The 20,073-nt window shown below is 70.9% G+C and carries 20 protein-coding genes; 11 read left to right on the top strand and 9 right to left on the bottom strand.

The window, feature by feature from the left end; all coding sequences use genetic code 11:
* Positions 1-2 precede the first annotated feature (2 nt).
* Together WMF24_RS07815 and WMF24_RS07810 are read right to left on the bottom strand one after the other, a co-directional pair.
* Positions 3-764, bottom strand: a complete 762-nt coding sequence (locus tag WMF24_RS07815; RefSeq protein ID WP_437735738.1) for a class I SAM-dependent methyltransferase — start codon at positions 762-764, stop codon at positions 3-5.
* Positions 765-1,154: 390 nt separating this feature from the next.
* Positions 1,155-2,144 carry a transaldolase gene (locus WMF24_RS07810; protein WP_437735737.1) on the bottom strand — a complete coding sequence of 330 codons (990 nt, stop codon included), beginning with the start codon at positions 2,142-2,144 and terminating at the stop codon, positions 1,155-1,157.
* A gap of 114 nt (positions 2,145-2,258) precedes the next feature.
* On the opposite strand from WMF24_RS07810, the gene WMF24_RS07805 reads away from it, so the two are divergent.
* Positions 2,259-4,223 (top strand): MutS family DNA mismatch repair protein, encoded by a 1,965-nt coding sequence (locus tag WMF24_RS07805; RefSeq protein ID WP_437735736.1) that lies wholly within the window; start codon positions 2,259-2,261, stop codon positions 4,221-4,223.
* A 51-nt stretch (positions 4,224-4,274) separates the two neighbouring features.
* Here the strand turns inward: WMF24_RS07805 and WMF24_RS07800 are convergent, their stop codons facing one another.
* Entirely contained in the window at positions 4,275-5,222 is a 948-nt protein-coding gene (locus WMF24_RS07800; protein ID WP_437735735.1) for an alpha/beta fold hydrolase, read from the bottom strand.
* A 204-nt stretch (positions 5,223-5,426) separates the two neighbouring features.
* Between WMF24_RS07800 and WMF24_RS07795 the strand changes: the two genes are divergently transcribed.
* Complete coding sequence (locus WMF24_RS07795; protein ID WP_437735734.1) at positions 5,427-5,918, top strand: LEA type 2 family protein; 492 nt, start codon at positions 5,427-5,429, stop codon at positions 5,916-5,918.
* A 111-nt stretch (positions 5,919-6,029) separates the two neighbouring features.
* Here WMF24_RS07795 and WMF24_RS07790 read toward each other — a convergent pair whose 3' ends face one another.
* A complete protein-coding gene (locus WMF24_RS07790) occupies positions 6,030-6,734 on the bottom strand; it encodes a Uma2 family endonuclease (RefSeq protein ID WP_437735733.1) in 705 nt (234 codons plus the stop codon).
* A gap of 176 nt (positions 6,735-6,910) precedes the next feature.
* Here WMF24_RS07790 and WMF24_RS07785 point away from each other — a divergent pair, with 176 nt between their 5' ends.
* The 7 genes from WMF24_RS07785 (at position 6,911) to WMF24_RS07755 (ending at position 12,144) form a co-directional block, all read left to right on the top strand.
* Positions 6,911-7,132 (top strand): FmdB family zinc ribbon protein, encoded by a 222-nt coding sequence (locus tag WMF24_RS07785; RefSeq protein WP_437735732.1) that lies wholly within the window; start codon positions 6,911-6,913, stop codon positions 7,130-7,132.
* A gap of 86 nt (positions 7,133-7,218) precedes the next feature.
* The gene (locus WMF24_RS07780; protein WP_437735731.1) at positions 7,219-7,506 is read left to right on the top strand and encodes a hypothetical protein; all 288 of its coding nucleotides are present in this window, start codon (positions 7,219-7,221) and stop codon (positions 7,504-7,506) included.
* Positions 7,507-7,538: 32 nt separating this feature from the next.
* Positions 7,539-8,420, top strand: a complete 882-nt coding sequence (locus tag WMF24_RS07775) for a galactose mutarotase (protein WP_437735730.1) — start codon at positions 7,539-7,541, stop codon at positions 8,418-8,420.
* 174 nt (positions 8,421-8,594) lie between these two features.
* Positions 8,595-9,650: a polysaccharide lyase gene (locus WMF24_RS07770; RefSeq protein WP_437735729.1), complete on the top strand. Its 1,056-nt coding sequence runs from the start codon at positions 8,595-8,597 to the stop codon at positions 9,648-9,650.
* Positions 9,651-9,869: 219 nt separating this feature from the next.
* Positions 9,870-10,235, top strand: coding sequence for a DUF2089 domain-containing protein (locus tag WMF24_RS07765; protein ID WP_437735728.1), 366 nt, complete (start codon positions 9,870-9,872; stop codon positions 10,233-10,235).
* Positions 10,232-10,888 carry a YIP1 family protein gene (locus WMF24_RS07760; RefSeq protein WP_437735727.1) on the top strand — a complete coding sequence of 219 codons (657 nt, stop codon included), beginning with the start codon at positions 10,232-10,234 and terminating at the stop codon, positions 10,886-10,888. Before WMF24_RS07765 ends, WMF24_RS07760 begins: the two co-directional genes overlap by 4 nt.
* A 164-nt stretch (positions 10,889-11,052) precedes the next feature.
* On the top strand, positions 11,053-12,144 hold the full coding sequence (locus WMF24_RS07755) for an alpha/beta hydrolase (RefSeq protein WP_437735726.1): 1,092 nt from the start codon (positions 11,053-11,055) through the stop codon (positions 12,142-12,144).
* A gap of 251 nt (positions 12,145-12,395) precedes the next feature.
* On the opposite strand, the gene WMF24_RS07750 is transcribed toward WMF24_RS07755, so the two are convergent.
* Positions 12,396-13,496, bottom strand: coding sequence for an FG-GAP repeat domain-containing protein (locus WMF24_RS07750; protein WP_437735725.1), 1,101 nt, complete (start codon positions 13,494-13,496; stop codon positions 12,396-12,398).
* Here WMF24_RS07750 and WMF24_RS07745 point away from each other — a divergent pair.
* A complete protein-coding gene (locus WMF24_RS07745; RefSeq protein ID WP_437735724.1) occupies positions 13,486-13,758 on the top strand; it encodes a hypothetical protein in 273 nt (90 codons plus the stop codon). The genes WMF24_RS07750 and WMF24_RS07745 overlap by 11 nt on opposite strands.
* A gap of 379 nt (positions 13,759-14,137) precedes the next feature.
* Here WMF24_RS07745 and WMF24_RS07740 read toward each other — a convergent pair whose 3' ends face one another.
* The 4 genes from WMF24_RS07740 to WMF24_RS07725 all read right to left on the bottom strand — a co-directional run bounded on the left by WMF24_RS07740 (position 14,138) and on the right by WMF24_RS07725 (position 17,334).
* Complete coding sequence (locus WMF24_RS07740) at positions 14,138-15,148, bottom strand: hypothetical protein (protein ID WP_437735723.1); 1,011 nt, start codon at positions 15,146-15,148, stop codon at positions 14,138-14,140.
* Positions 15,149-15,446: 298 nt separating this feature from the next.
* Positions 15,447-15,920: a macro domain-containing protein gene (locus tag WMF24_RS07735; protein ID WP_437735722.1), complete on the bottom strand. Its 474-nt coding sequence runs from the start codon at positions 15,918-15,920 to the stop codon at positions 15,447-15,449.
* 138 nt (positions 15,921-16,058) lie between these two features.
* Complete coding sequence (locus WMF24_RS07730) at positions 16,059-16,646, bottom strand: hypothetical protein (protein ID WP_437735721.1); 588 nt, start codon at positions 16,644-16,646, stop codon at positions 16,059-16,061.
* Positions 16,647-16,806: 160 nt separating this feature from the next.
* Positions 16,807-17,334, bottom strand: coding sequence for a hypothetical protein (locus WMF24_RS07725; RefSeq protein WP_437735720.1), 528 nt, complete (start codon positions 17,332-17,334; stop codon positions 16,807-16,809).
* Positions 17,335-17,598: 264 nt separating this feature from the next.
* Between WMF24_RS07725 and WMF24_RS07720 the strand changes: the two genes are divergently transcribed.
* Positions 17,599-20,010 (top strand): type VI secretion system Vgr family protein, encoded by a 2,412-nt coding sequence (locus WMF24_RS07720; protein WP_437735719.1) that lies wholly within the window; start codon positions 17,599-17,601, stop codon positions 20,008-20,010.
* Positions 20,011-20,073 lie beyond the last annotated feature (63 nt).

Below are 20,073 nucleotides of genomic sequence, written 5' to 3'. Positions count from 1 at the left end.
GGTCAGGCGTCCGCCGCCCCTGCGGCGGCGGGTGCTCTGTAGATGGCGAACAGGAAGGGAGAAAACCAGGGGTTCGTCTCGCCGGGGACGAGGCGGCGCGCGAGCGCCTTGAGGGGCGGGACGACCTTCCAGACGACACGCCGCGCCAGGAGCGGCGCCTCATCGTCCAGCCAGAAGCCGAAGTGGCCGCCCGTGTAGCGCGCCTGGACGATCTCGGCGCCGTTGCGGCGGGCGGCGGCCTCGAGGAACGGCAGGTTCATGATGCGGGTGTTGTGGCCCTTCAGGTTCTTGCGGTCGAACAGCCAGTGGAGCGCCCGCTGCCCGCCGGCGAAGTTCGGCATCCCCACGACCACGGTGCCTCCCGGCTTCACCATCTCGAAGTGCCGATCCACCACCCACCCCGCGTCCTCGAAGTGCTCGATGAACCCGAAGGAAGCAACAATATCGAATTTTTCCGCGGGTTTCCAGGAGAAGAAGTCCCCCTTCTCGATCCTGCCCACCCGGATGCCGCGCTTCGTGAGCTCCTGCTCGATGATCGCCGGGTCGCAGGCGTAATCGAGGCCGTTCGCCGTGTACCCGTGGCGCCCGCAGAAGTCGGCGAGGATGCGGCCCGGCGCACACCCGATCTCGAGGAACGACAAACCCTCTCCGCGCGGCAGGAAGGGCGCCACGTCGTCGTAGATCTCGCAGCCGCCGCCCAGGTCCTCGGTGCCGAGGTAGCTCTTCCAGTGGTTCTCCCAGTACTCCTGTGACGTGAGCTTCAAGCGTCGCCTCCTCGATGACGTGACGCCAGGGGCAGCTCCACCGGCGACCGGGACAGCGAACCGCATCCGGAGCGCTCCTTCGAGGGCAGCCGGATGCGGTCCCGAGAGCAATCCAGGTTCACGAATCCTAGAAGACCGCAAGGGCCGCACGCAAGCCGGCCCTCCGCCTTCTTCCCTCTCCAGCGCGGCGCGTCTCCCGTGAGGCGCGCGCGCGGGGCGCGCGCGCGGGGCGCGCGCGCGGGGCGCGCGCGCGGGGCGCGCGCGCGGGGCGCGCGCGCGGGGCGCGCGCGCGGGGCGCGCGCGCGGGGCGCGCGCGCGGGGCGCGCGGCGCGGAGCGTCGGCCCTGACTCCGCCGGGCCTCGCCCCGCGCCCGTGCGCGCCCACCCGGCCTCAGGACGCGGCCGTCTTCTGGAGGCGCTCGCGGAGCAGGACCTCGAGCGCGGCGAGCGCCTTCGCGAAGCCGTCGATGCCCTCGCTGAGCTTGTCGGTCGCCATCCGGTCGGCCGCGTGCATCGCGCGGAACGTCGCCTCATCCATCGCGATCTTCTCGATGTTCATGGCGCGGGCCGCCGCGGGGTCGAGCTTCCTCGGCAGCTCGCCGCGCGCGGCGGAGAGCTCTGCGAGCAGCTTCGGCGAGATCGTGAGCAGGTCGCTGCCGGCGAGCTCCTTGATCTCGTCGATGTTGCGGAAGCTCGCGCCCATGACCTCGGTCTTGTACCCGTGCTTCTTGTAGTAGTTGTAGATCCGCGTCACCGAGACGACGCCCGGGTCCTCGGCCGGCGCGTAGCTCGTGCGGCCCGTGTCCTTCAGGTACCAGTCGAGGATGCGCCCGACGAACGGCGAGATGAGCGTCACGCCCGCCTCGGCGCACGCGATCGCCTGGTGCAGGCCGAAGAGCAGCGTCAGGTTGCAGTGGATGCCCTCCTTCTCGAGGACCTCCGCGGCGCGGATGCCCTCCCAGGTGGAGGCGATCTTGATGAGGACGCGCTCGCGCGAGACGCCGGCCTCCTCGTAGAGGCGCACGATGCGCCGGCCCTTCTCGATCGTCGCCTGGGTGTCGTAGGACAGGCGCGCGTCGACCTCGGTCGAGACGCGGCCCGGGATGATCTTCAGGATGCGCAGGCCGAAGTCGACGGCCAGCCGGTCGAACGCGAGGCTCACGGCGTCGCCCGGCTCCTTGCCGCGCGCGGCCTCCTTCTGCGCCCACGCGAGCGCGCCGGCCACGATGTCGGTGTACTCGGGCATCTGGGCCGCCGCGGTGATGAGCGACGGGTTCGTCGTCGCGTCCTGCGGGCGGAACTTCTCGATCGAGTTGATGTCGCCGGTGTCCGCGACGACGACGGTGTACGCCTTGAGGCGTTCCAGCAGGTTCTGATCCATGGCGCCATTGTACGAGCAGCCGGCCAGGACGCCCCCACGGTTTCGTGGCCTCCGTGTGAGGACCCGCCCCTCCCGCTGGAAGCACGGCCGGCGGTGGCCTATGGACAGCGCCCCGTGGAGCCGCCCGCCCCCTCCGTCGCGCAACGCGTCCTGTCCGCCTACGACGATCGCCTGTCGATCCTGCGCGCCGAGGCAGGCGCGCTCGAGCGCCGCTCGAGGACGTTCTCGCTCCTGCGCGGGGTCTCGTTCGTTGCCGCGGCGGTGGCCGGGGGGTACGCGCTCTTCGGGGACGTGCCGCGGTGGGTCTCGTACGCGGCCGCGGCGGTGACCGCGGTCTTCGTCGGGCTGCTCGTGGCGCACGCGCGGCTCGTCACCCGGATGACGGAGGTCGAGCAGCGCATCGGGCTCCACGAGCGCGGCAAGCGGCGCGTGGTCGGCGATTTCGCCGATTTCCCGGAGCGGGGCGACCGCTTCGCCGTCCCCGACCACGACTACGCGGGCGATCTCGACGTGTTCGGGCAGGCGTCGCTGTTCCAGCTCCTCGACGTGGCCCAGACCGGCGAGGGGGAGGCCACGCTCGCGGCCTGGCTCACGGAGCCCGCGACGGCGCCCGAGGTGGCGGCGCGGCAGGAGGCGGTGCGCGAGCTCGCCGGCCTCGGCGCGTTCCGGGAGGACTTCGCCGTCGAGGGGATGCAGGCGGGGGCGCGCGGGCGCGAGGCCGCCCCGCTCATCGCGTGGGCCGAGGCGCCCCCGGCGCTGATCGACGCGGGGGCGCGCCCCGGCGGCCTCCCGGTGGGCGCGCTCGTGACCGCGGCGAAGGTGCTCGTGCCGCTGACGCTCGCGCTGCTCGCGGCGCCGAGGCTCTTCCCGGAGGCCACCCCCGGGCTGCTGCGCCACGCGTGGCTCCTGCCGCTCGGCGCCCAGTTCCTCGTGCTGGCGCTGCTGCGGCCCGTGATCGCGCCGATCATCGCCGCGGCGTCGTCGCGCGAGGCGCCGTTCGCGCGGTACCGGCCGCTGCTCGCGCGCATCGAGCAGCAGGCGTTCTCGTCGGCGCTCCTGAACGAGCTCAAGGCGACGCTCGCCGGGCCCTCGGGCGCGCTCGCCTCGCGCGAGATGACGGCGCTCGAGACCCGGGTGGGCTACGCGGACCTGCGCCACAGCGGGCTCATCCACCTGATCGCCGACATCTTCCTGCTCTGGGACGTGTGGTGCGCGCTCGCCCTCGAGCGGTGGAAGCTGCGCGCGGGCCGGCACGTGAAGGCGTGGATGCGGACGCTCGGCCAGGTGGAGGCGCTCGCGAGCCTCGCGACGTTCGCGCACGAGAACCCCGACTACGCCTACCCCGAGGTGCGGGACGGCGAGCCCCGCTTCGCGGCGACGGACCTCGGGCACCCGCTCCTGCCGCGCGATCGCCGGGTGACGAACGACGTCGCGCTGGAGGGCGCGGGCGCGGCGCTGCTCGTGACGGGCTCGAACATGTCGGGCAAGAGCACGCTGCTGCGCGCGATCGGGGTGAACGCCGCGCTCGCCCTCGCCGGCGCGCCGGTCTGCGCGTCGTCGCTGTCGCTGTCGCCGGTCCGCGTGCGGACGAGCATGCGGATCAAGGACTCGCTCGAGCACGGCGTCTCGCACTTCTACGCCGAGCTGACCCGCCTGAAGCGCGTCGTCGACGGGGTGAACGCCGGCGAGCGGGTGCTGTTCCTGCTCGACGAGATCCTCCACGGCACGAACGCGCGGGAGCGCCAGATCGGGGCGAGGGCGGTCGTGCGTCACCTCGTGGAGCGGGGGGCGATCGGCGCGGTGTCGTCGCACGACATGGGGCTCGCGGTGCTGGAGCAAGAGACCTCGGGCCGGGTGCGCAACATGCACTTCGAGGAGCTCGTGGTCGATGACAGGATGACGTTCGACTACAAGCTGAAGCCCGGCGTCGTGACGAGCGCGAACGCGCTGCGGCTCATGAAGATCGTCGGGATCGACCTCGACTTCTCGGAGGGCGGGCGCGAGGCGGCGCTGTCCGCGGGGGCGCCGCCCGCGGACGCGCCGGCCGCGGACGCGCCGGCCGCGGCGGCGCGGGAATGAGCGCGGCGCACGGCCGCGTTCGGGGGCAAGGGCAGCGAGCGGATCATCCCGCTACGTCGCAGCCTCACCCGTGCCCTGCTCGAGCGGCACGGCGCGCTCCCCGGCGACGCCTGACGCGGCCGCGGGCGCCGCCGCGCCGGCTCCCCTCGAGACCACGGCCTCCGCGAACGCGACGATCCGCGCGGCGAACCGGCGCGGGTCGTCGACGTGCGGGCAGTGGCCGACGCCCTCGGGCTCCTCGATCTCCGCGTGCGGCGGGAGGTGGCGCCGGTAGTAGTCGAGGTTGGCGCTCGGCATCAGCCGGTCCGAGCGGCCCCAGATGAGCAGGATGGGCATCCCGAGCGAGGCGAGCTGCTCGGGCGTGAAGGCGTGGTCGCACCGGGCCGAGCTCGTGAAGGAGACGATGGTCTCGCGCGAGAACATCCGCACGACGTCGCCGGCGACCAGGGGGGTGAACCAGGGGACGCGGTGGTAGAGGCGCGCGAAGAACGCGCGCGCCTCGGCCCGCGACCGCAGCTTGAAGGTGCCGAGCAGCGCCGCGAGCTCGGACTCTTCCATGCAAGCGCCGGCGGGCGACGCGAGCACCAGGGCGCGAACGCGGTCCGGCGAGCTCAGCGCGTAGTTCACCGCGACCGCGCCGCCGAGCGAGTTGCCGACGACGATGGCGGGCTCGTCGAGCTCGCGGTCGAGCAGCTCGTTCATCGCGGTGCTGAGGCACTCCGGCGTGAACGCCGACGCCGGCGTCGCGCTCCACCCGTGCCCCGGCGCCTCGGCGGCGATGACGCGGCGGGCGCGCCGCCGGAGGCGCTGCAGCACCGGCGCGTACGGGATCGCGGAGGAGCCGATGCCGTGGAGCAGGACCACGGTCGGGAGCGGGCCGGTGCCCGCGGCGTCGTAGAGGTGGAGCTTGCAGACCGACGTGTCGACCCAGCGGCTCTGCGCTCCGGACCTGTTCAGCGCGCTCTTGGCGAGGCGCTCGGCGAGCGGGAGGATCCCCATGAGCGGGGCATAGCAGATCGAGGAGATCCCGGCGCGGGCGGAAGCGCGCGGGCGGAAGCCCGCGGCGGACCCCCGCGGCGGCCCCTCGCGCCGGAACGGCGCTCTCCTCGGGCTGCCGCGCGCTCGGCACGCGCCCGCCGCGGACGGCTGCGCTGCGCCCGATTTCCGTTGAGCTCCACGGGATTCCGCGCCACACCTCGTCCCGTGCGATCGCTGCTCCTCGCCGCCGCCGTCACCCTTGTCGCGTGCTCGCGCCCCGAGCCGCCGACGCTGAAGCCCGAGGTCGCCGCGGTGACCGCCATCACCGCCCAGGGCATCGACCTGCGGGTCCAGATCCAGGCGTACAACCCGAACAGCATCGATCTCTCGACGCGCTCGCTCAAGGCGACCGTGCTGCTCGACGGCAAGTACGACGTCGGCACGGTGACCGTGCCCGCGCCGCTCAAGCTGCCCGCGAAGACGTGGACTCCGATCCAGGTGCCGCTGTCGGTCAAGTGGCAGGATCTCACGAGCATCGCCACGCTGACGGCGCAGGGCCGAGGCGTCCCGTACCAGGTGAACGGCACGGTCGCGATCGGCGGGGAGACGCTCAACGTCGACCTGCCGTTCCAGCTCGCGGGGACGATCACGCACGACCAGCTCCTGACGGCGCTCGGGAACTCGCTGCCCGGCCTGGGCCTCCCCGGCCTGCGCTGAGCGGGCGCTTCCGGGGGGCGGACGACGACGTCGCACGGCGCCGCGGGTCAGGCAGCGCGTCTGGACGCGCCGGCACCGGAGCCGGCGGGCAGGCTCAGGTAGGTGCCGTTCTCACGTGAGCGGTCCGAAGCGCTTCTCGTACGCCGCGAGCTTGTCCGCGAGCGCCTGCGCCCGCTCCTCCGCCGCGCGGGCCTGCTCCTCCGCCGTGGGGAGCACGCGCCCCTCGGCGTCGAGCCACCGGAGCCACCTCCCCTGGCTGCCGAGGTACGTGCCTTCCCGCACGCCGAGACGCAGCCCGAGCTGCTGGCTGACCTGCTCGCCGTCCGCGCTCGAGGCCATGGGCCTGTAGCTGCGAGCGCCGATATCCAGGGCATATCCCTCCAGCACGCACTTCATCGGATCGAACAGGAAGTACTCCGGCACCCGGAGCACCTTCGCATAGATGCGCATCTTCTCGCCGCGATCGACCGACTCCGTGCTCTCGGACAGCAGCTCGATCACCACGTCGGGCGTCCTGCCGTTCTCCTGCCACACCACCCAGGACTTCCTGTCCCGGCGCACCGTATCGAGCACCACGAAGACGTCCGGACCGCGGAAGTCGTTCTTCATGGTCTGGAGCTCGCTGAAGTAGATCGCCATGTTGCCGCTGACGTAGACGTCATCGCGATCTTTCCAGAAGAGGTCCAGCGACTCGATGAGCAGCAGCATCTGCTTGCGGTGGCGGTCGCTCTCCATCGGCTCACCATCGTCGTGGGGGAGCTCGTCCTCGCCGGGCGGCCGGAGGGGGACGAGCGAGGTCTCGCTGGCGTACGGCATGGGCTTCCTCGGCGCGATCTTACCAGGATCCCGGGACGCCGCAGCCGCGATGGCGGGCGGCGCCGTCGATCCCGCGCCGCGGGCACGCCCGGCGGCGCGCCGTTCTGCCGCGGGGCCGGCGCTGCCGGTTGTCTCGGCCCGACGGAGCTTGCAGAATCGGGGCGGAGGAGACGTCCGTGCCCGTCTACGAGTACATCTGTCGCAAGTGCTCTCGGTCGTTCGATGATCTCGTGTTCGACAACGCCGCTCCGCCCTGCCCGTCGTGCCAGGCGACCGACGTCGAGCGCGTCCTCTCCGTCTTCGCGGTCGGACGCGGCGACGGCCCGCCGGCGCCGGCCGCGGGGCCGTGCGGGAGCTGCGGCGATCCGCGGGGCCCCGGCGCCTGCCGGCCGAGCTGACGCGTGCCCGCCCCGCCCGACGACGCAGCCCTGACGCCGCCGCCCGGTAACGCAGCCCTGACGCCGCCGCCCGACGGCGCAGCCCCATGTCCGGCGGCCTGATCTTCCACGACGGCGGCGGGCCCGTCGCGCGCTGCACGCGCTGCGGCGCCGAGGCGGCGGGGCCGTGCGCGCGGTGCCACGCGCCCGTGTGCGGCGACTGCTGCGTGCTCACCGAGGGCGGCGCGCGGGTCTGGGCGATCTGCCTCGCGTGCGAGGACCGCGGCGGCCGCTCGCTGCGCCGGGGCTGGGCGACCCTGCTCGGGTGGATCGCGCTCCCGATCGCGGCGCTCGCGGCGGTCGTCGCGCTGCTCGAGTGGCTGCACAGGAGATGAACCGCACAGCACATGAAGGGACCGGAGGTGCCATGTTCAGCGTGAAGGAAATCGAAGGCGCGATCCCCACCGTGGAGCTCGCCGACAGCGACGCCGCGACCCGCGCGGTGCTGGCCCCCGCGCGCGGCGGCATCCTGACCGGGCTGACCGTCGGCGGCCGCGAGCTGCTCTACCTGGATCGCGCCACGTTCGACGATCGCGCCGCCAACGTGCGCGGCGGCAACCCGGTGCTGTTCCCCTCGCCCGGCAAGCTCGCCGACGACGCCTGGTCCGCCGCCGGCGCGGCCGGGCGGATGCGGCAGCACGGCTTCGCCCGCGCGCTGCCGTGGTCGCTCGACGACCACGGCACCCTCGCGTCGGGCGGCGCCTACGCGCGCCTCGGCCTCCGCTCGAGCGAGGCGACGCGCGCGCAGTACCCCTGGGATTTCCGCGCCGAGCTCACCTACACGCTGCGCGGCAGGGCGCTCCGCATCGATCTCCGCATCACCAACGAGACCGGCGAGGGCGCGCCGCCGATGCCGTTCGGGGTCGGCTTTCACCCCTACTTCGCCGTCGCCCAGGCCGACAAGGCGCGAACCTCGATCGAGACGCGGGCGACGCGCGCGTTCGACAACACGACGAAGCAGGAAGTGCCCTTCTCCGGATTCGACCTGACCCGGCCCGAGGTCGACCTCCACCTGCTCGATCACGGCGCCACCGAGAGCGCGCTCACGATCGACGGCGAGGCCGGCGCGCGCATCGCCGTCCGCGGCTCGCCCGAGTTCACCCACTGGGTCGTGTGGACCCTGCGAGGCAAGGACTTCGTCTGCCTCGAGCCCTGGACCTGCCCCGGCGACGCGCTGAACACCGGAGATCGCCTCATCCACCTGCCGTCGCGGCAGGCGCGCTCGCTCTGGGTCGAATTCTCCGCCTGAATCGGCGCGCGCTTCGCGGTTGACGCCCCGCCGGAAAAAGCGTGGAATCGGCCGATGACTTCTACATCGATCCTTACCGCACATCGAGATCTGCTTGCCCGCTGCCGAGCGCCGCTCGGGAGGCGGACGCGCCTGCTGTCCGCCCTGTCCGCGTTGCCCGCCGCCGCGCTGGCGATGACCGTCGCGACGGGCGCCTCCGCGGCGCCTGTGTGGACCGGAGACTTCGAGACCGGCGACCTGTCACAGTGGAACACGACCCTGAACGGCGAGCGCATCTCCGTGGTCACGTCGCCCGTCCTGCAGGGGACGCGCGCCGGGCAGATCCAGCTCACGAACGACGCCCGGTGGCCCAACGGCATCAAGCGCGTCGAGCTGAACCACAAGCCGGCCGCGGGGCGCACGGCCGAGGGCAAGGAGACGTACTTCGCCTGGAGCTTCTATCTCCCCGAGGCGCTCGCGGCGGACCCGCCGACGCAGATCGGATACTGGGAGTCCGACGCGACGTACAATCAGATGATGTCGTTCGAGGTCACGGGTCAGAACATCAGCTTTGCGACCCGGAAGCCCGCGAACAAGGTGCACTGGCAGGCGGACGGCGCCGTGACGCCCGGGGTGTGGCACCGCATCGCGCTGCACATCCGGTGGTCGACGAACCCGGGCCAGGGCGCCGTGGACGTGTGGTTCGACGGCGAGCAGGTCGTCACCGGCGGCCAGGCGCAGACCCTGGCCGACGGCAACCCGCACTTCACGCAGCTCGGCCTGCTGCGCAACCCGAGCGAGTTCACGGACAGCCCCATCATCGTCATCGACGACGCCGTGGAGGGCGACACGCTCGATGACGTCCGCCCCGCGCTGCCCTCCTCCGGGGAAGGCGGCGCCGGGGGCACGGGCGGCGGCGGCACCGGCGGCGGGGGAGCTGGCGGCGCCGACAACACAGGGGGCGCCGGCGCGGCGACGAGCGGCAGCGGGGGCGCTGGCACCGGGACCGGCGCGGGCCCCGGCACGGGCGGCGGCGATGCGGCGAGCGGCTCCGGCGTGACGACCTCCGCCGCGTCCGGCGGATCCACGGGCGCGGGGACCGGCGGGACCGACGGGGGCGACGAGGGCGACGGGGGCGACGAGGGCGGCTGCAGCTACCGCGCGGCCGGATTGCCCGCGGCGCCCGGGTCCCTGGCGCTGGCCGGCCTTGTCGTCGCGCTCGGTTTCGCGCGGCGGCGCGGCCGGCGCTGAGCCGCGGCGCGGCCGGCGCTGAGCCGCGGCGCGGGCCGCCTGAGCCGCCGGTCGCGACCGACGAGCGGCGTGGGGCCGGGTGCTCGCCCGCCCCACGCCGCCCTCCTCGCCGCGTGAGAAGCGGCGCGGCACGCACATCAACAAAATGAATCCGCGAATCAATTTTTGTTGATCGATCGTTTGACAAAATTGATCCGGGATCGATAATTACCATATCCCGTGGCAAGATTTGTCGTCCAATGCCCGAGCTGCGACGGTGAGCTGCGCGCGACGCGGCTCGGGTGCCAGACCTGCGGAACGAACCTGGACGGTCAGTTCGAGATCCCCGCGCTGCTCCAGCTCTCGCCGGACGATCTCTCCTTCGTGACGGCGTTCGTGCGCTCGTCGGGGAGCTTGAAGGCGATGGCGCAGCAGCTTCAGGTCAGTTACCCGACCGTGCGCAACCGGCTCGACGAGATCATCGGCCGGATCGAGGCGCTGGAGCAGGGGGTCCAGAGGCGCCGGCACGAGATCCTGGACGCGCTCGAGAACGGGCGGCTCTCCGCGAAGGAGGCGGAGGAGGCGCTGCGAAAGGTGGGACTATGATGAGGACCACGCCGGACGAGAGGGTGCGCGCCCTCGTGCGCGACAACGTCATCAAGCCTGCGGAAGGCGAGCGCCTCCTGGCCACCCTGTCGCCGCGGCCTCCCCGGAGCGGTTGGCGGCTCGCGCTGAACCCCTTCGAGCGCTTCGGCGGGGGGATCGCCGCCGCGGCGGGGCTCGCCGTCGCCGCGCTGAGCGTCGCGATCACGCGGCTCGGCGTCCGGTTCGACGGCTTCCTCGATCTGCACGCGACGCCGGACGTCGCTCCGATCACGACAGCGCTCCTCGAGCAGGCCCTCGCGTGGCCCCTGCCCGCCCTGCTCTTCTGGGCGTACGCGCGCCTCCTGCGGCGCCGCGTGCGGATCATCGATTTCGTCGGCGTGATCGGGCTCTCGCGCGCCCCGCTCGCGCTCGCGGGGCTCGCGCTCGGCCTGCTCGCCCCCGAGGCGCCGGCCGGCGCGGTGCCGAGGCTGACGCCCGAGCTGGCCGCCTTCGCCGTGGCGGCGACGCTGTGCCTCGCGTGGTTCCTGACGCTGCTCTACCAGGCCTTCAAGAACGCCTCCGGCCTGCGCGGCGCCGCGCTCATCGCGGGGTTCATCGGCCTCGTGACCGCCTCGGAGATCCTGTCGAAGGTCGCGCTCGCGCACCTCGGCTGACGCATCGCTCCCGGCGCGCCGCGCGGCTCACGCGGCGTGCGCATCGCTCCCGGCGCGCCGCGCTGACCACGCGGCGCGCGCTCATCGTGCTCGCCGGCCGCGAGGGCGCCGTGGTGCGCCCGGGCCTCGCTGGACAACCCCCTCGCTTCCAAGGAGGACTCGTCATGTCGTTTCGATCTCGTCTCATGGCCCCGGCGCGCCGCGCCGGTGTTGCTCTGTCCTGCGCGGCCGCCCTCGCGTGGCCGCTCCTCGGCGCCGGCTGCGGCGCCGGCGGAGACGCCTCGCCTCCCGGCGGAAGCGGCGCGCCCCCGGGCGACGGCGGGTCACCCCCGGGGCCGGACGTCCCGGCGTGTCCGGAGGCGACCAGCGTCGATGTCACGGTGGAGAACGCGCGCGGCGCGCTGGAGGGCACGCTCGAGGTGCCGGCCGGGTGCGGGCCGTTCCCTGCGGTCGTGATCATCGCCGGGTCGGGGCCGACGGACCGGGACGGCAACCAGCCCGCCACAGGGCTCCTCGCGGACTCGTACAAGCTCCTGGCGGAGGGCCTCCGGGATAGGGGCATCGCGTCGATCCGCTACGACAAGGCAGGCATCGGCCGGAGCGCCTCCGCCGCGCCCCGCACCGAGCAGGAGATGCGCTTCGAGATGGGCGCCGACGACGCCGCCCTCTGGGTGGAGAAGCTCCGCGGCGACGGGCGGTTCGCGACGGTCACGGTGGTGGGGCACAGCGAGGGCTCGCTGCTCGGGATGCTCGTCGCCCAGCGGACCGCGATCGACGGCTACGTCTCGATCGCCGGCGCCGGACGCCCCATCGGCGACGTCCTTCGCGAGCAGCTCGCGCGCGGCCTCCAGCAGGATCCGGCGCTGCTCGAGACGGCGAACGGCATCCTCGACCAGCTCGAGCAAGGGCAGCCCGTGGAGGACGTCCCGACCTCGCTCATGAGCCTGTTTCGCCCCAGCGTGCAGCCCTATCTCATCTCCTGGATGAAGTACGACCCCGCGGCGGAGATCCAGGCCGTGACGGCGCCGGTCCTCCTCCTGCAAGGGACGACCGACACCCAGGTCAACGTGGAGGACGCCGAGCTGCTCGCCGGGGCGCGGCCGGACGCGGAGCTCGTCGTCGTCGAGGGGATGAGCCACACGCTCAAGGCCGCGACGCTCTCGAGCGCATCGCAGAACGCGGCCTACACCGATCCGAGCCTGCCTGTCGTGCCGCGCGTGCTCGAGGCGCTCGAGGCGTTCATTCCGGCGGAGTGACGTCGCGCCCGGCGCGGCACGGGCGCGGGCCGGCGGGGCAGCCGCCACGTCTCGGAGCCGCTTCATGGGAGCGTAGCCTCGACGTTCGAGGGGGCTCGGGGCACGATTTTTGAGGGACGACCCTCATGCTCATGCTCATCATGGGCGCAATGCAAAGACCGCCTTTTACGGCGAAGCCGAAGTCCGGCGGCGCCGCGTCCCGCCAGCGTCCTCGGCGGCTCATTTCTCGGTCGATCAACGTGATCGGTGTCCTAGCGTTGTAGGAAGACGAAAGCCCCCTTCTTGTTCGAGATGACGATGTCCGGCCGACCGTCTCCGTTACCGTCCGCGACCGTGAGCTGGGTGCCTACCCCCGAATCGTCGTCGATGAGGACGGGCTGGAAGTCGATGCGCTCCGCCGCTCGCGCCTGCTCGAACCAGTAGAGCCGGGCCGGCGCGTCGAAGTCCGGCATGCCGGCAGGCACATGACCCCAGAAGCGCTCGCCGCTCACGAGGTCCTGGAGCCGGTCACCGTCGATGTCGGCGTGAGCGAGCGCGTGCGGCTCGTGCATGACCACGCTCGACGCGGCATCTGGCGTGGTCCCCGGAACGACGACGTGCTCCACGAACGCGGCGCCGGCCGCGCCTGGAACCTGCTCGAACCAGGAGAGCCCGTAGCCGTGAGCGGCCAGCGTGGTCGCGATGTCCGCGTCCCCGTCGCCGTCCACGTCGACCACCGGCATCTGCGCTCCCCCGGCACCGAACGGCTGCTCAACGCGCGTGAACGGCAAGCCATCGGGCGACTCTGGGCTCCGCGTGAAGTAGCCGCTCGCCTCGACCAAGTCGCTTGCGCCGTCCCCGTTGACGTCGCCTGCACCGAGGCCGTGCGTGAACGCGCCGTACCCCCGATCCTCGGTGAGCGCCCGGAAGACCCACGGCTCGGTCGGGTCCACGCCGGGCGACGACGTTCCGAGCACGCCCCCCGACATGTGCACGAGCTCGGGCACGCCGTCGCCGGTGATATCGGCGAACAGGGGCGACTCGTTGTCGATCGGCCACGGCAGCGTGTCGTGACGAGCCCAGAGCGCGTCGCCGTCGCGCGGGTTCTGGTACCAAGCCGCGGGCGCCCCCGGAAAGCCGACGACGAGGACGTCGGTGAACCCGTCGTGGTCGAAGTCGTAGGGGAACTCGAAGAAGCAATCCGAGTAGCCGTGCGGATCGAAGGCTTGCCTCGGCCACACGGGATGGCTCGTGCCATACCCCGGCCCCTCGTACCAATCCGGGCCCGCGATGACATCCGTCACCCCGTCGCGATTGAAGTCCGCAAAGCTCGCCCCCTCGCAGTGGAACTCGCGGTGCAGCGTGATCTTCACGAAGCGTGCGTCGAGGGCGGCCTCATGCGGGAGCGGTGGGGGCGCGGTGACGGTGCCCGCGGGCGGCGCGTCGGTGCCCGCGTCTACGGGCGCGCGCGAGGATTCGGCCGCGCAGGCGATGACCAAGGCGAGCGGTGTGCAGCACAATAACCCCGTTCCCGAAGCCATCTCCGAGTGCTTAGCACGTCGTGGCCTGCTCGAGAACGTGCTCGCCGCACGCGACCTCGGCGACGAGGCCCGCGCCGCGCAGGACCTGGCGTGACTCGATGCGGCGGCCGCCGTACTGGAAGAGCACCGTTCTGCGCCGCAAGGCGCCCGGTGACGCGGCATAGCGTCTCGCGACGCGCCTCCCGGGCCAGACCAACGCCCGGACGGACACGCGTGCCCACGGCACGCCGATGCGCCCCGTAGCGCGCTCGGCGCCGCCCGGACCACGCTCTTTCGACCCAGGACCGAGCCATCACGACGCTCGCGGCCCACCCTTTCGGTTTGCTGCGCTACACTTCTTTGCGCTGCGATCCGGCTTCTTTTACCTACGCGCGGCGCTCTTCATCCGAGGAGCTTGCGACCCACTCGTGCAGCTTGGGTCGACGCAGGCGAGGAATCTGCGGCATGTCCGCCCCGCGAAACTGTGATGCCGATCAGAGGGAGATGGAGCATCCGGACGCCGCCGAAGCGCACGTGTACACGCCCGAACCTCGATGGTCCACGCACGCGCCATTCGCGCATTCGTCGCCCGTGGTGCATGTCGCGCCGTCCGGCCTCTTCGGCGCACAGACGGGTGGGTCGCTTGAGGTGTCGCAGTTGCCCTCTTTGCACTGACTGTCATTGGCGCACGGCTGCCCGTTGGCCTCGGGGTCGCTGCAGATGGTCTCACCACCTGAGTCGTTGCAGTAGCCGCTCAGGCACGCGCGGTCGCTCTCACATGCCTGGCCGTTGGGCTTCGCCGCGACGCAAAAGGAGCCACGTTTGCTCGGGCACACAAGGCCCTCGCCACATTCGTGCGTGCATGGATCGCCGGCCCCCGGCTTCACCACGCACGTACCGAGGCGCGCGAAGATCGCGACCTCGCAGTAGGTGTCCGCGTCTGCGCATTCCGCGGACACCGCGCAGTCGCCCCCCGTCGCGACCTTCGCGACGAACGCGCCGTGGCATGCGGGCCACGCCCCGGGGGCTCCCATTGCCTCGAAGTCGGGGCACGACAGCGCTTGCATATGATCGACGCAAGCGCGCGCCGGCCCCTCGTGAAACTCGAGCCGCCCTGCCGCGACAGCTTCCGCCTGGAGCTCGTGGTGCGCGCCCATCGAGGATCGGAGCTGGTCCACGCACGCGTCTGCAGGCACCGTCACGCCGCAGCACGCGGTGAGGTTCGCACAGAGCGCGCCGAGGATAGCGTGATGGAAGTCGTTGACGGAGAAGTCGTGGACCGGTGAATCGGTGCAGCCGATCACTGTCACGAGCGGGAGGAGCATGATGCCTGCGATCCCATGGCGGACGCGCCTGGTCGGGTCGCCATCGCGGATCTGCCGTCGAAACTCCTTGGCGTTGCGAGTGAGCTCGGCGAGGTTCCTGTAGGGGTCGTCACGTCGGGCGTTACAGTCGTCGTCGTCATAGGGGTAGAGCACAGTCCACCTCGACGCGTTGCGGGGCAAAAAGTTTCATTTCACAGACGGGCAACGCGAAACATCGCGCGTGGGCGTACGCTGGCGATGGGCATCCACGGCCGGCGCCAGCGTCCGCTCCGACGCCCAGCTCCTGCTGTCACGGACCGCCCCCTCGGATCCCGCGATGACCATCAGGTGACCGCCTCCCCGGACGGCGCTGTGCCGGATGCTCATCTGTGTCACTCCTTACCTGCCGCCTCGCGGCGCGTCTCCAGCTCGTCCCACCGCGAGAGCAGGTGCGCCGCGGCCCTTCCTGCTCCGGCGGGCCCGCGTACGAGCACCCGCGCTAGAGATCGTAAACGTGCACGGACAGTCCGGCAGCGCAAAGCGTTCTCTGGACAATGGCCTCGACCTCTGGCCACTTCCCGCCCGCGAGGCCGCAACCGATCCTCGGCATATGGATCGATGCGCTGACACGCCGCCCGTGCTCCGCGAGGCTGGCAAGACACTGTGCAAGCGCATCGTATCGGATTGGAGGAACGTCGCGCTGCGGACGCACGCCGTGCTGGGCGATCATGTTCGCGACCGAGAGCTCATCGCCCACGTCGACGAGCTGTATTGCCCCCAACTTGAACCCACCCTCTTCACCCTGGGCATGCCAAGCGCGGTACCGCGCCTCGGGTTCGGGCCACTTCTTCGAGAGCGCGACGACGAACCCACGCCCCCAGCCGCCGATATCGTTGCAGACGTGGCAGATGATCCTTGGTCCCTCTCCAGCGGGTTCTGTCGCGTCACCCGTGCGATAGTCGATCGCGTTCATCGTAGACGCAGCGCCTCCTCGTCCTGTCGAGCATGACCGTCCGCGGCTGGGCCCGCCAGGCTGGATCCTTCATCACCAGGAAGATCGGTGCGAAGACGGGGGCGTGTACCAGCCGCCCGACATCCGACATGAGCGGGGTCAGACATCACCGGGCTCCTTCCGGAAAAAGTGACCGTGCAGGAGCTGCCCGTCCGCCGCATCTCGGTGATAGTTGTACTTGAAGCATCGGTTGGGGCAACTCACATCGAACAGACTCGGTGAATCGTGGACTCTCAGCACAGCCGAACACAAGGGGCAGACGGCCTCCACGTCCTCGTGCTTCGCGATGCAACCGCAAAGGTCTTGAATACGCCGACCTTCCGCTTCGTGTCGTTCGCGGCGGGCGGCAGTCCAGAGGTAGAGCGGCTTGCCGCTCCTTGTGGAGAACGCGCTGGTCTCCGCGCGGAACACCAGCTCGACATCGATCGTGTCATCGCCCGACGAACGATGAAATACGCACTCGAATTTATAGATGTTCCGGACCGCACTGTTCGGACCGCAGTACCTATCACCGTCGTAGGCTGCTACCAGGGCTCCGCTCGTCGAATCGAAAGGCCGTTCGACCTGCGGCAGCAATTCCTTCTCCAGAAATGCGCCAAGCGCCTCCTTGAGCTCCGGAGTCATTGCCTCCGAGTGGTAGGCGCTCGCAAAGGGGCCGAATCGAATGCTGGCGAAGGCAGGATGCATCTTCGATACACGATACCGGCGTTCGGCTGCGGGCGCCAGTGCGACGGCGAGGCCCGCGGGCCGCCGGTCCAGGGCGTCGGAAAACGATGGCGATCGCCGCTATTTTCGGCGACCGCTCGTCATCGACCGGTTGTTCTGGCGGGGTTCCTGACGCGCAGAACTAGCTGAAGCGCGCCCGGATCGGCGCCGGGCTCTCGCAGATCGGGCACGCGTCCGTGCGCTCGGCGATCTTGCCGCAGTCCTTGCAGTCGACGCGATAGCCGTGGAACCCGGGGTCGTGCAGCTCCACGCTCGTCTGCGCCCTGTCCGCGCGCTTTCCTTCGTACTTCACGCGCGCTGGCACGAACGCGATGAACCGCACCTCGATGTGCTCGCACCGCAGGCACCGCTCCGGCACCGCGTACCCATTGGTCGTCGCGAGCCCGCGCGCGAGTCCGCCCTCGGCGTGGCACCGCGGGCAGCGGTCGTCCTTGAACAGGAGGTGCTGGCACGCGCCGCACGCGATCTCGTACAGACCGTCGACGAACATCTCGCCCTTGTAGACCCACTTGACCGGGCCGACGGGCTCGCCCTCCATCAGCGGCACGAGCGCGTCGACGTACGAGCGCAGGTTCAGCGCTCGTCCCCCGCACGAGGGACACCCCGACTCGACCATCTCGGCAAACGCGCGCTCGGAGAGCCTGCTCATGTGCGCCGCCTTCTAGCACGCCTCCGCGGCGCGCGAACCTCCGGGAGCGCGCCGCGGCGCACCGGAGGCGCGATCCCGCGCGCGTCGTCGGCGGCGATCCCCGCGGGGCGAGCACACGCTGGAGTCACAAATTTCCACTCCAACTTCAGCGCTCCGTCGACGACAGCAACAAGCAGGCGTTCCGACACACGATCGTCGCAAAGCCCCGCCAGGCTCTGCTGTCGCTTTCGCGCCTGTCGCCGTCTCTCACCCACAAGGCCCCCCATGTCCGACGAGTTTGTCGTTCAATCGAGCGCCCTGCCCGCTTCCACCCGACTGGCCGCCTTTCACGGCGTCGAGGGTCTCTCGAGGCTCTATCGCTTCGAGCTCTACCTGATCACCACGCGCGACGCCGGCCATGAGATCGACATGGCCGGGGCCGTGGGCCAGCCGGTGACCGTCTCCCTGGAGCGGAGCGACGGCGGCGAGCGCTTCGTCCGGAGCGGCGTGATCGGCAGCATCGAGCTCATCAACGACTTCGCCGGCCGGTGCGTCTTCCGGGCCACCATGGTCTCGCGCCTCGAGCTGCTCACCCTGTCGGTTCACAGCCGCATCTTCAGCGAGAAGGCCATCCCGGAGATCATCCAGAGCGTCCTTGAAAAGGGCGGCGTGACGGACGTCGCGCTCCAGCTCCGGGGCACCTACCGCCCCGAGGAGCACGTCTGCCAGTACCGCGAGAACGACTATGCCTTCATCGCCCGGTGGATGGAGCGCGAGGGCATCTACTACTACTTCGAGCACGGGGAGGGCGGCGAGACGCTCGTGCTGACCGACGATCGGTCGATCCATCAGCCCCACGGCGGCAAGCCCGTCCGTTATTACCCGCAGCCCGGCGCCAACACGGCGAGAGACACGATCCGCGCCTTCACCTGCCGGCACGGCGCCGTGCCCGGCGCGGTCCGCCTCAAGGACTACGATTATGCCAACCCGGCCGTGCCCGTCGCCGGGCAGGCGTCGGTCAGCCCGAGCGGCTTCGGCGAGGTCAGCCTGTACGGCGCGCGGTTCTTCTCGCCGAGCGACGGGGAGCGGCTGGCGCGGATCAAGGCCGAGAGCCTCTCCGCGGCCGCCGTCGTCTACCAGGCGACGGGATCGTCGGTGACGCTGATCCCCGGGTTCACCTTCGAGCTCGAGGAGCACCCGCGGGCCGCGTTCAACACGCAGTACCTGACCACCGAGGTCGAGCACTGGGCCAACCAGGCCCCGGAGGTGCCCGAGCTCCAGGGGCTCACGCCGTGGGAGGACAACTACCGCGTCGAGGCCAGGGCCATCGCCGCGACGGCGCAGTTCCGCGCGCCGCAGGTGACCGAGTGGCCGCGCATCTACGGCACCGAGCCCGCGGTCGTCGACGGCCCGGCGGTCAGCGAGTACGCCCAGATCGACAGCCACGGTCGCTACCGGGTCAAGTTCCACTTCGACGAGAGCGACCTGACCGGGGGCAAGGCGTCGACCTGGGTCCGGATGCTCCAGCCCCACGGCGGCGGCATCGAGGGCTTCCACTTCCCGCTGCGCGCCGGCACGGAGGTCATGTGCGCCTTCGCGGGAGGCGATCCAGACCGGCCGGCCATCGTCGGGGTCGCGCCCAACGCGCTGACGCCGAGCCCCGTCACCTCGGGGAACAACACGCGGAACGTGATCCAGACGGGCGGGCGGAACCGCCTCGAGCTGGAGGACCAAGCCGGGCAAGAGCGGATCACCCTGTCGACGCCCTATGACAACACCTACGTCCGGATGGGGGCGCCCAACGCAGGCCACTCGTACGAGGTCAAGACGCAGGGCCACGCCCTCACGGTGATCGCAGGCTCCCAGGAGAGCATCATCGGCGGCAACCGGACGACGATCACCGCGGGCATCTCCGAGAACATCGTGGGAGGCTTCCGCTTGAGCTTCACCGGCGGATACGCCGGGAACTTCATCGTTGGATACTCGCAGAACCTGATCCTGGGCTACCGCGACACGCGCATCAAAGGCAACGAGTCGACGAAGGTCTTCGGGAACCGGAAGACCTTCATCAAGGGGACCCGGGACACGACCATCGGCGGCGACGACACGGCCTTGCTCCTGTCCGATCGCACGGTCACCGTCAACGGCAAGAGCAAATTGACCATCCTCGGGAAGCGTACCACCGCCATCACAGGCCACGACAAGAGCACCTTCCTTGGCGGGCGAGAGACGACGGTCACCGGGCTGAACAAGACGACGATCAACGGCAGCAGCCAGACCCGCGTCACCGGCACGCGGCGAACGGACGTCGTCGGCTTCGCCAGGAGCAACTTCCACGCAGGGCGAGAGGTCACGGTCACCGGGCCGAACCGGACGAAGATCACGGGCCCGACCGACACGAAGATCACCGGCAAGCGCTCCGCGACGACCATAGGGACGAGCGAGAGCACCGTGGTGGGCAACGCCACGGGCAACGTGACGGGCCTTTACAAGACAAAGATCGGGTCGCGCATCGAGATCATCAAGGGGACCAAGACCGAGAGGATCAGCGGACTGGCGTACAAGTATGCCCCTCTCGAGGTGAAGAAGCTGAACGCGCAGGAGATCAGGGCGAAGGGGTTCGACTGGAGAGCCGAGCTGGGTCGCATCAAGTTCGCTCTCGAAGTGCAGGACGTGGGCATGCTCATCGTGAAGTGATCCACCTGCTCCTCGTGGAACGGGCTCGCGCTCGACGCCGATCCGTACGCTCCATGGCTCCCG

Origin of the sequence: Sorangium sp. So ce1335 (assembly GCF_051521615.1) — a bacterium.
Lineage (GTDB): Bacteria > Myxococcota_A > Polyangia > Polyangiales > Polyangiaceae > Sorangium.
The sequence above is the reverse complement of the archived record's forward strand: the minus strand, read 5'-3'. Positions and strand labels throughout refer to the sequence as shown.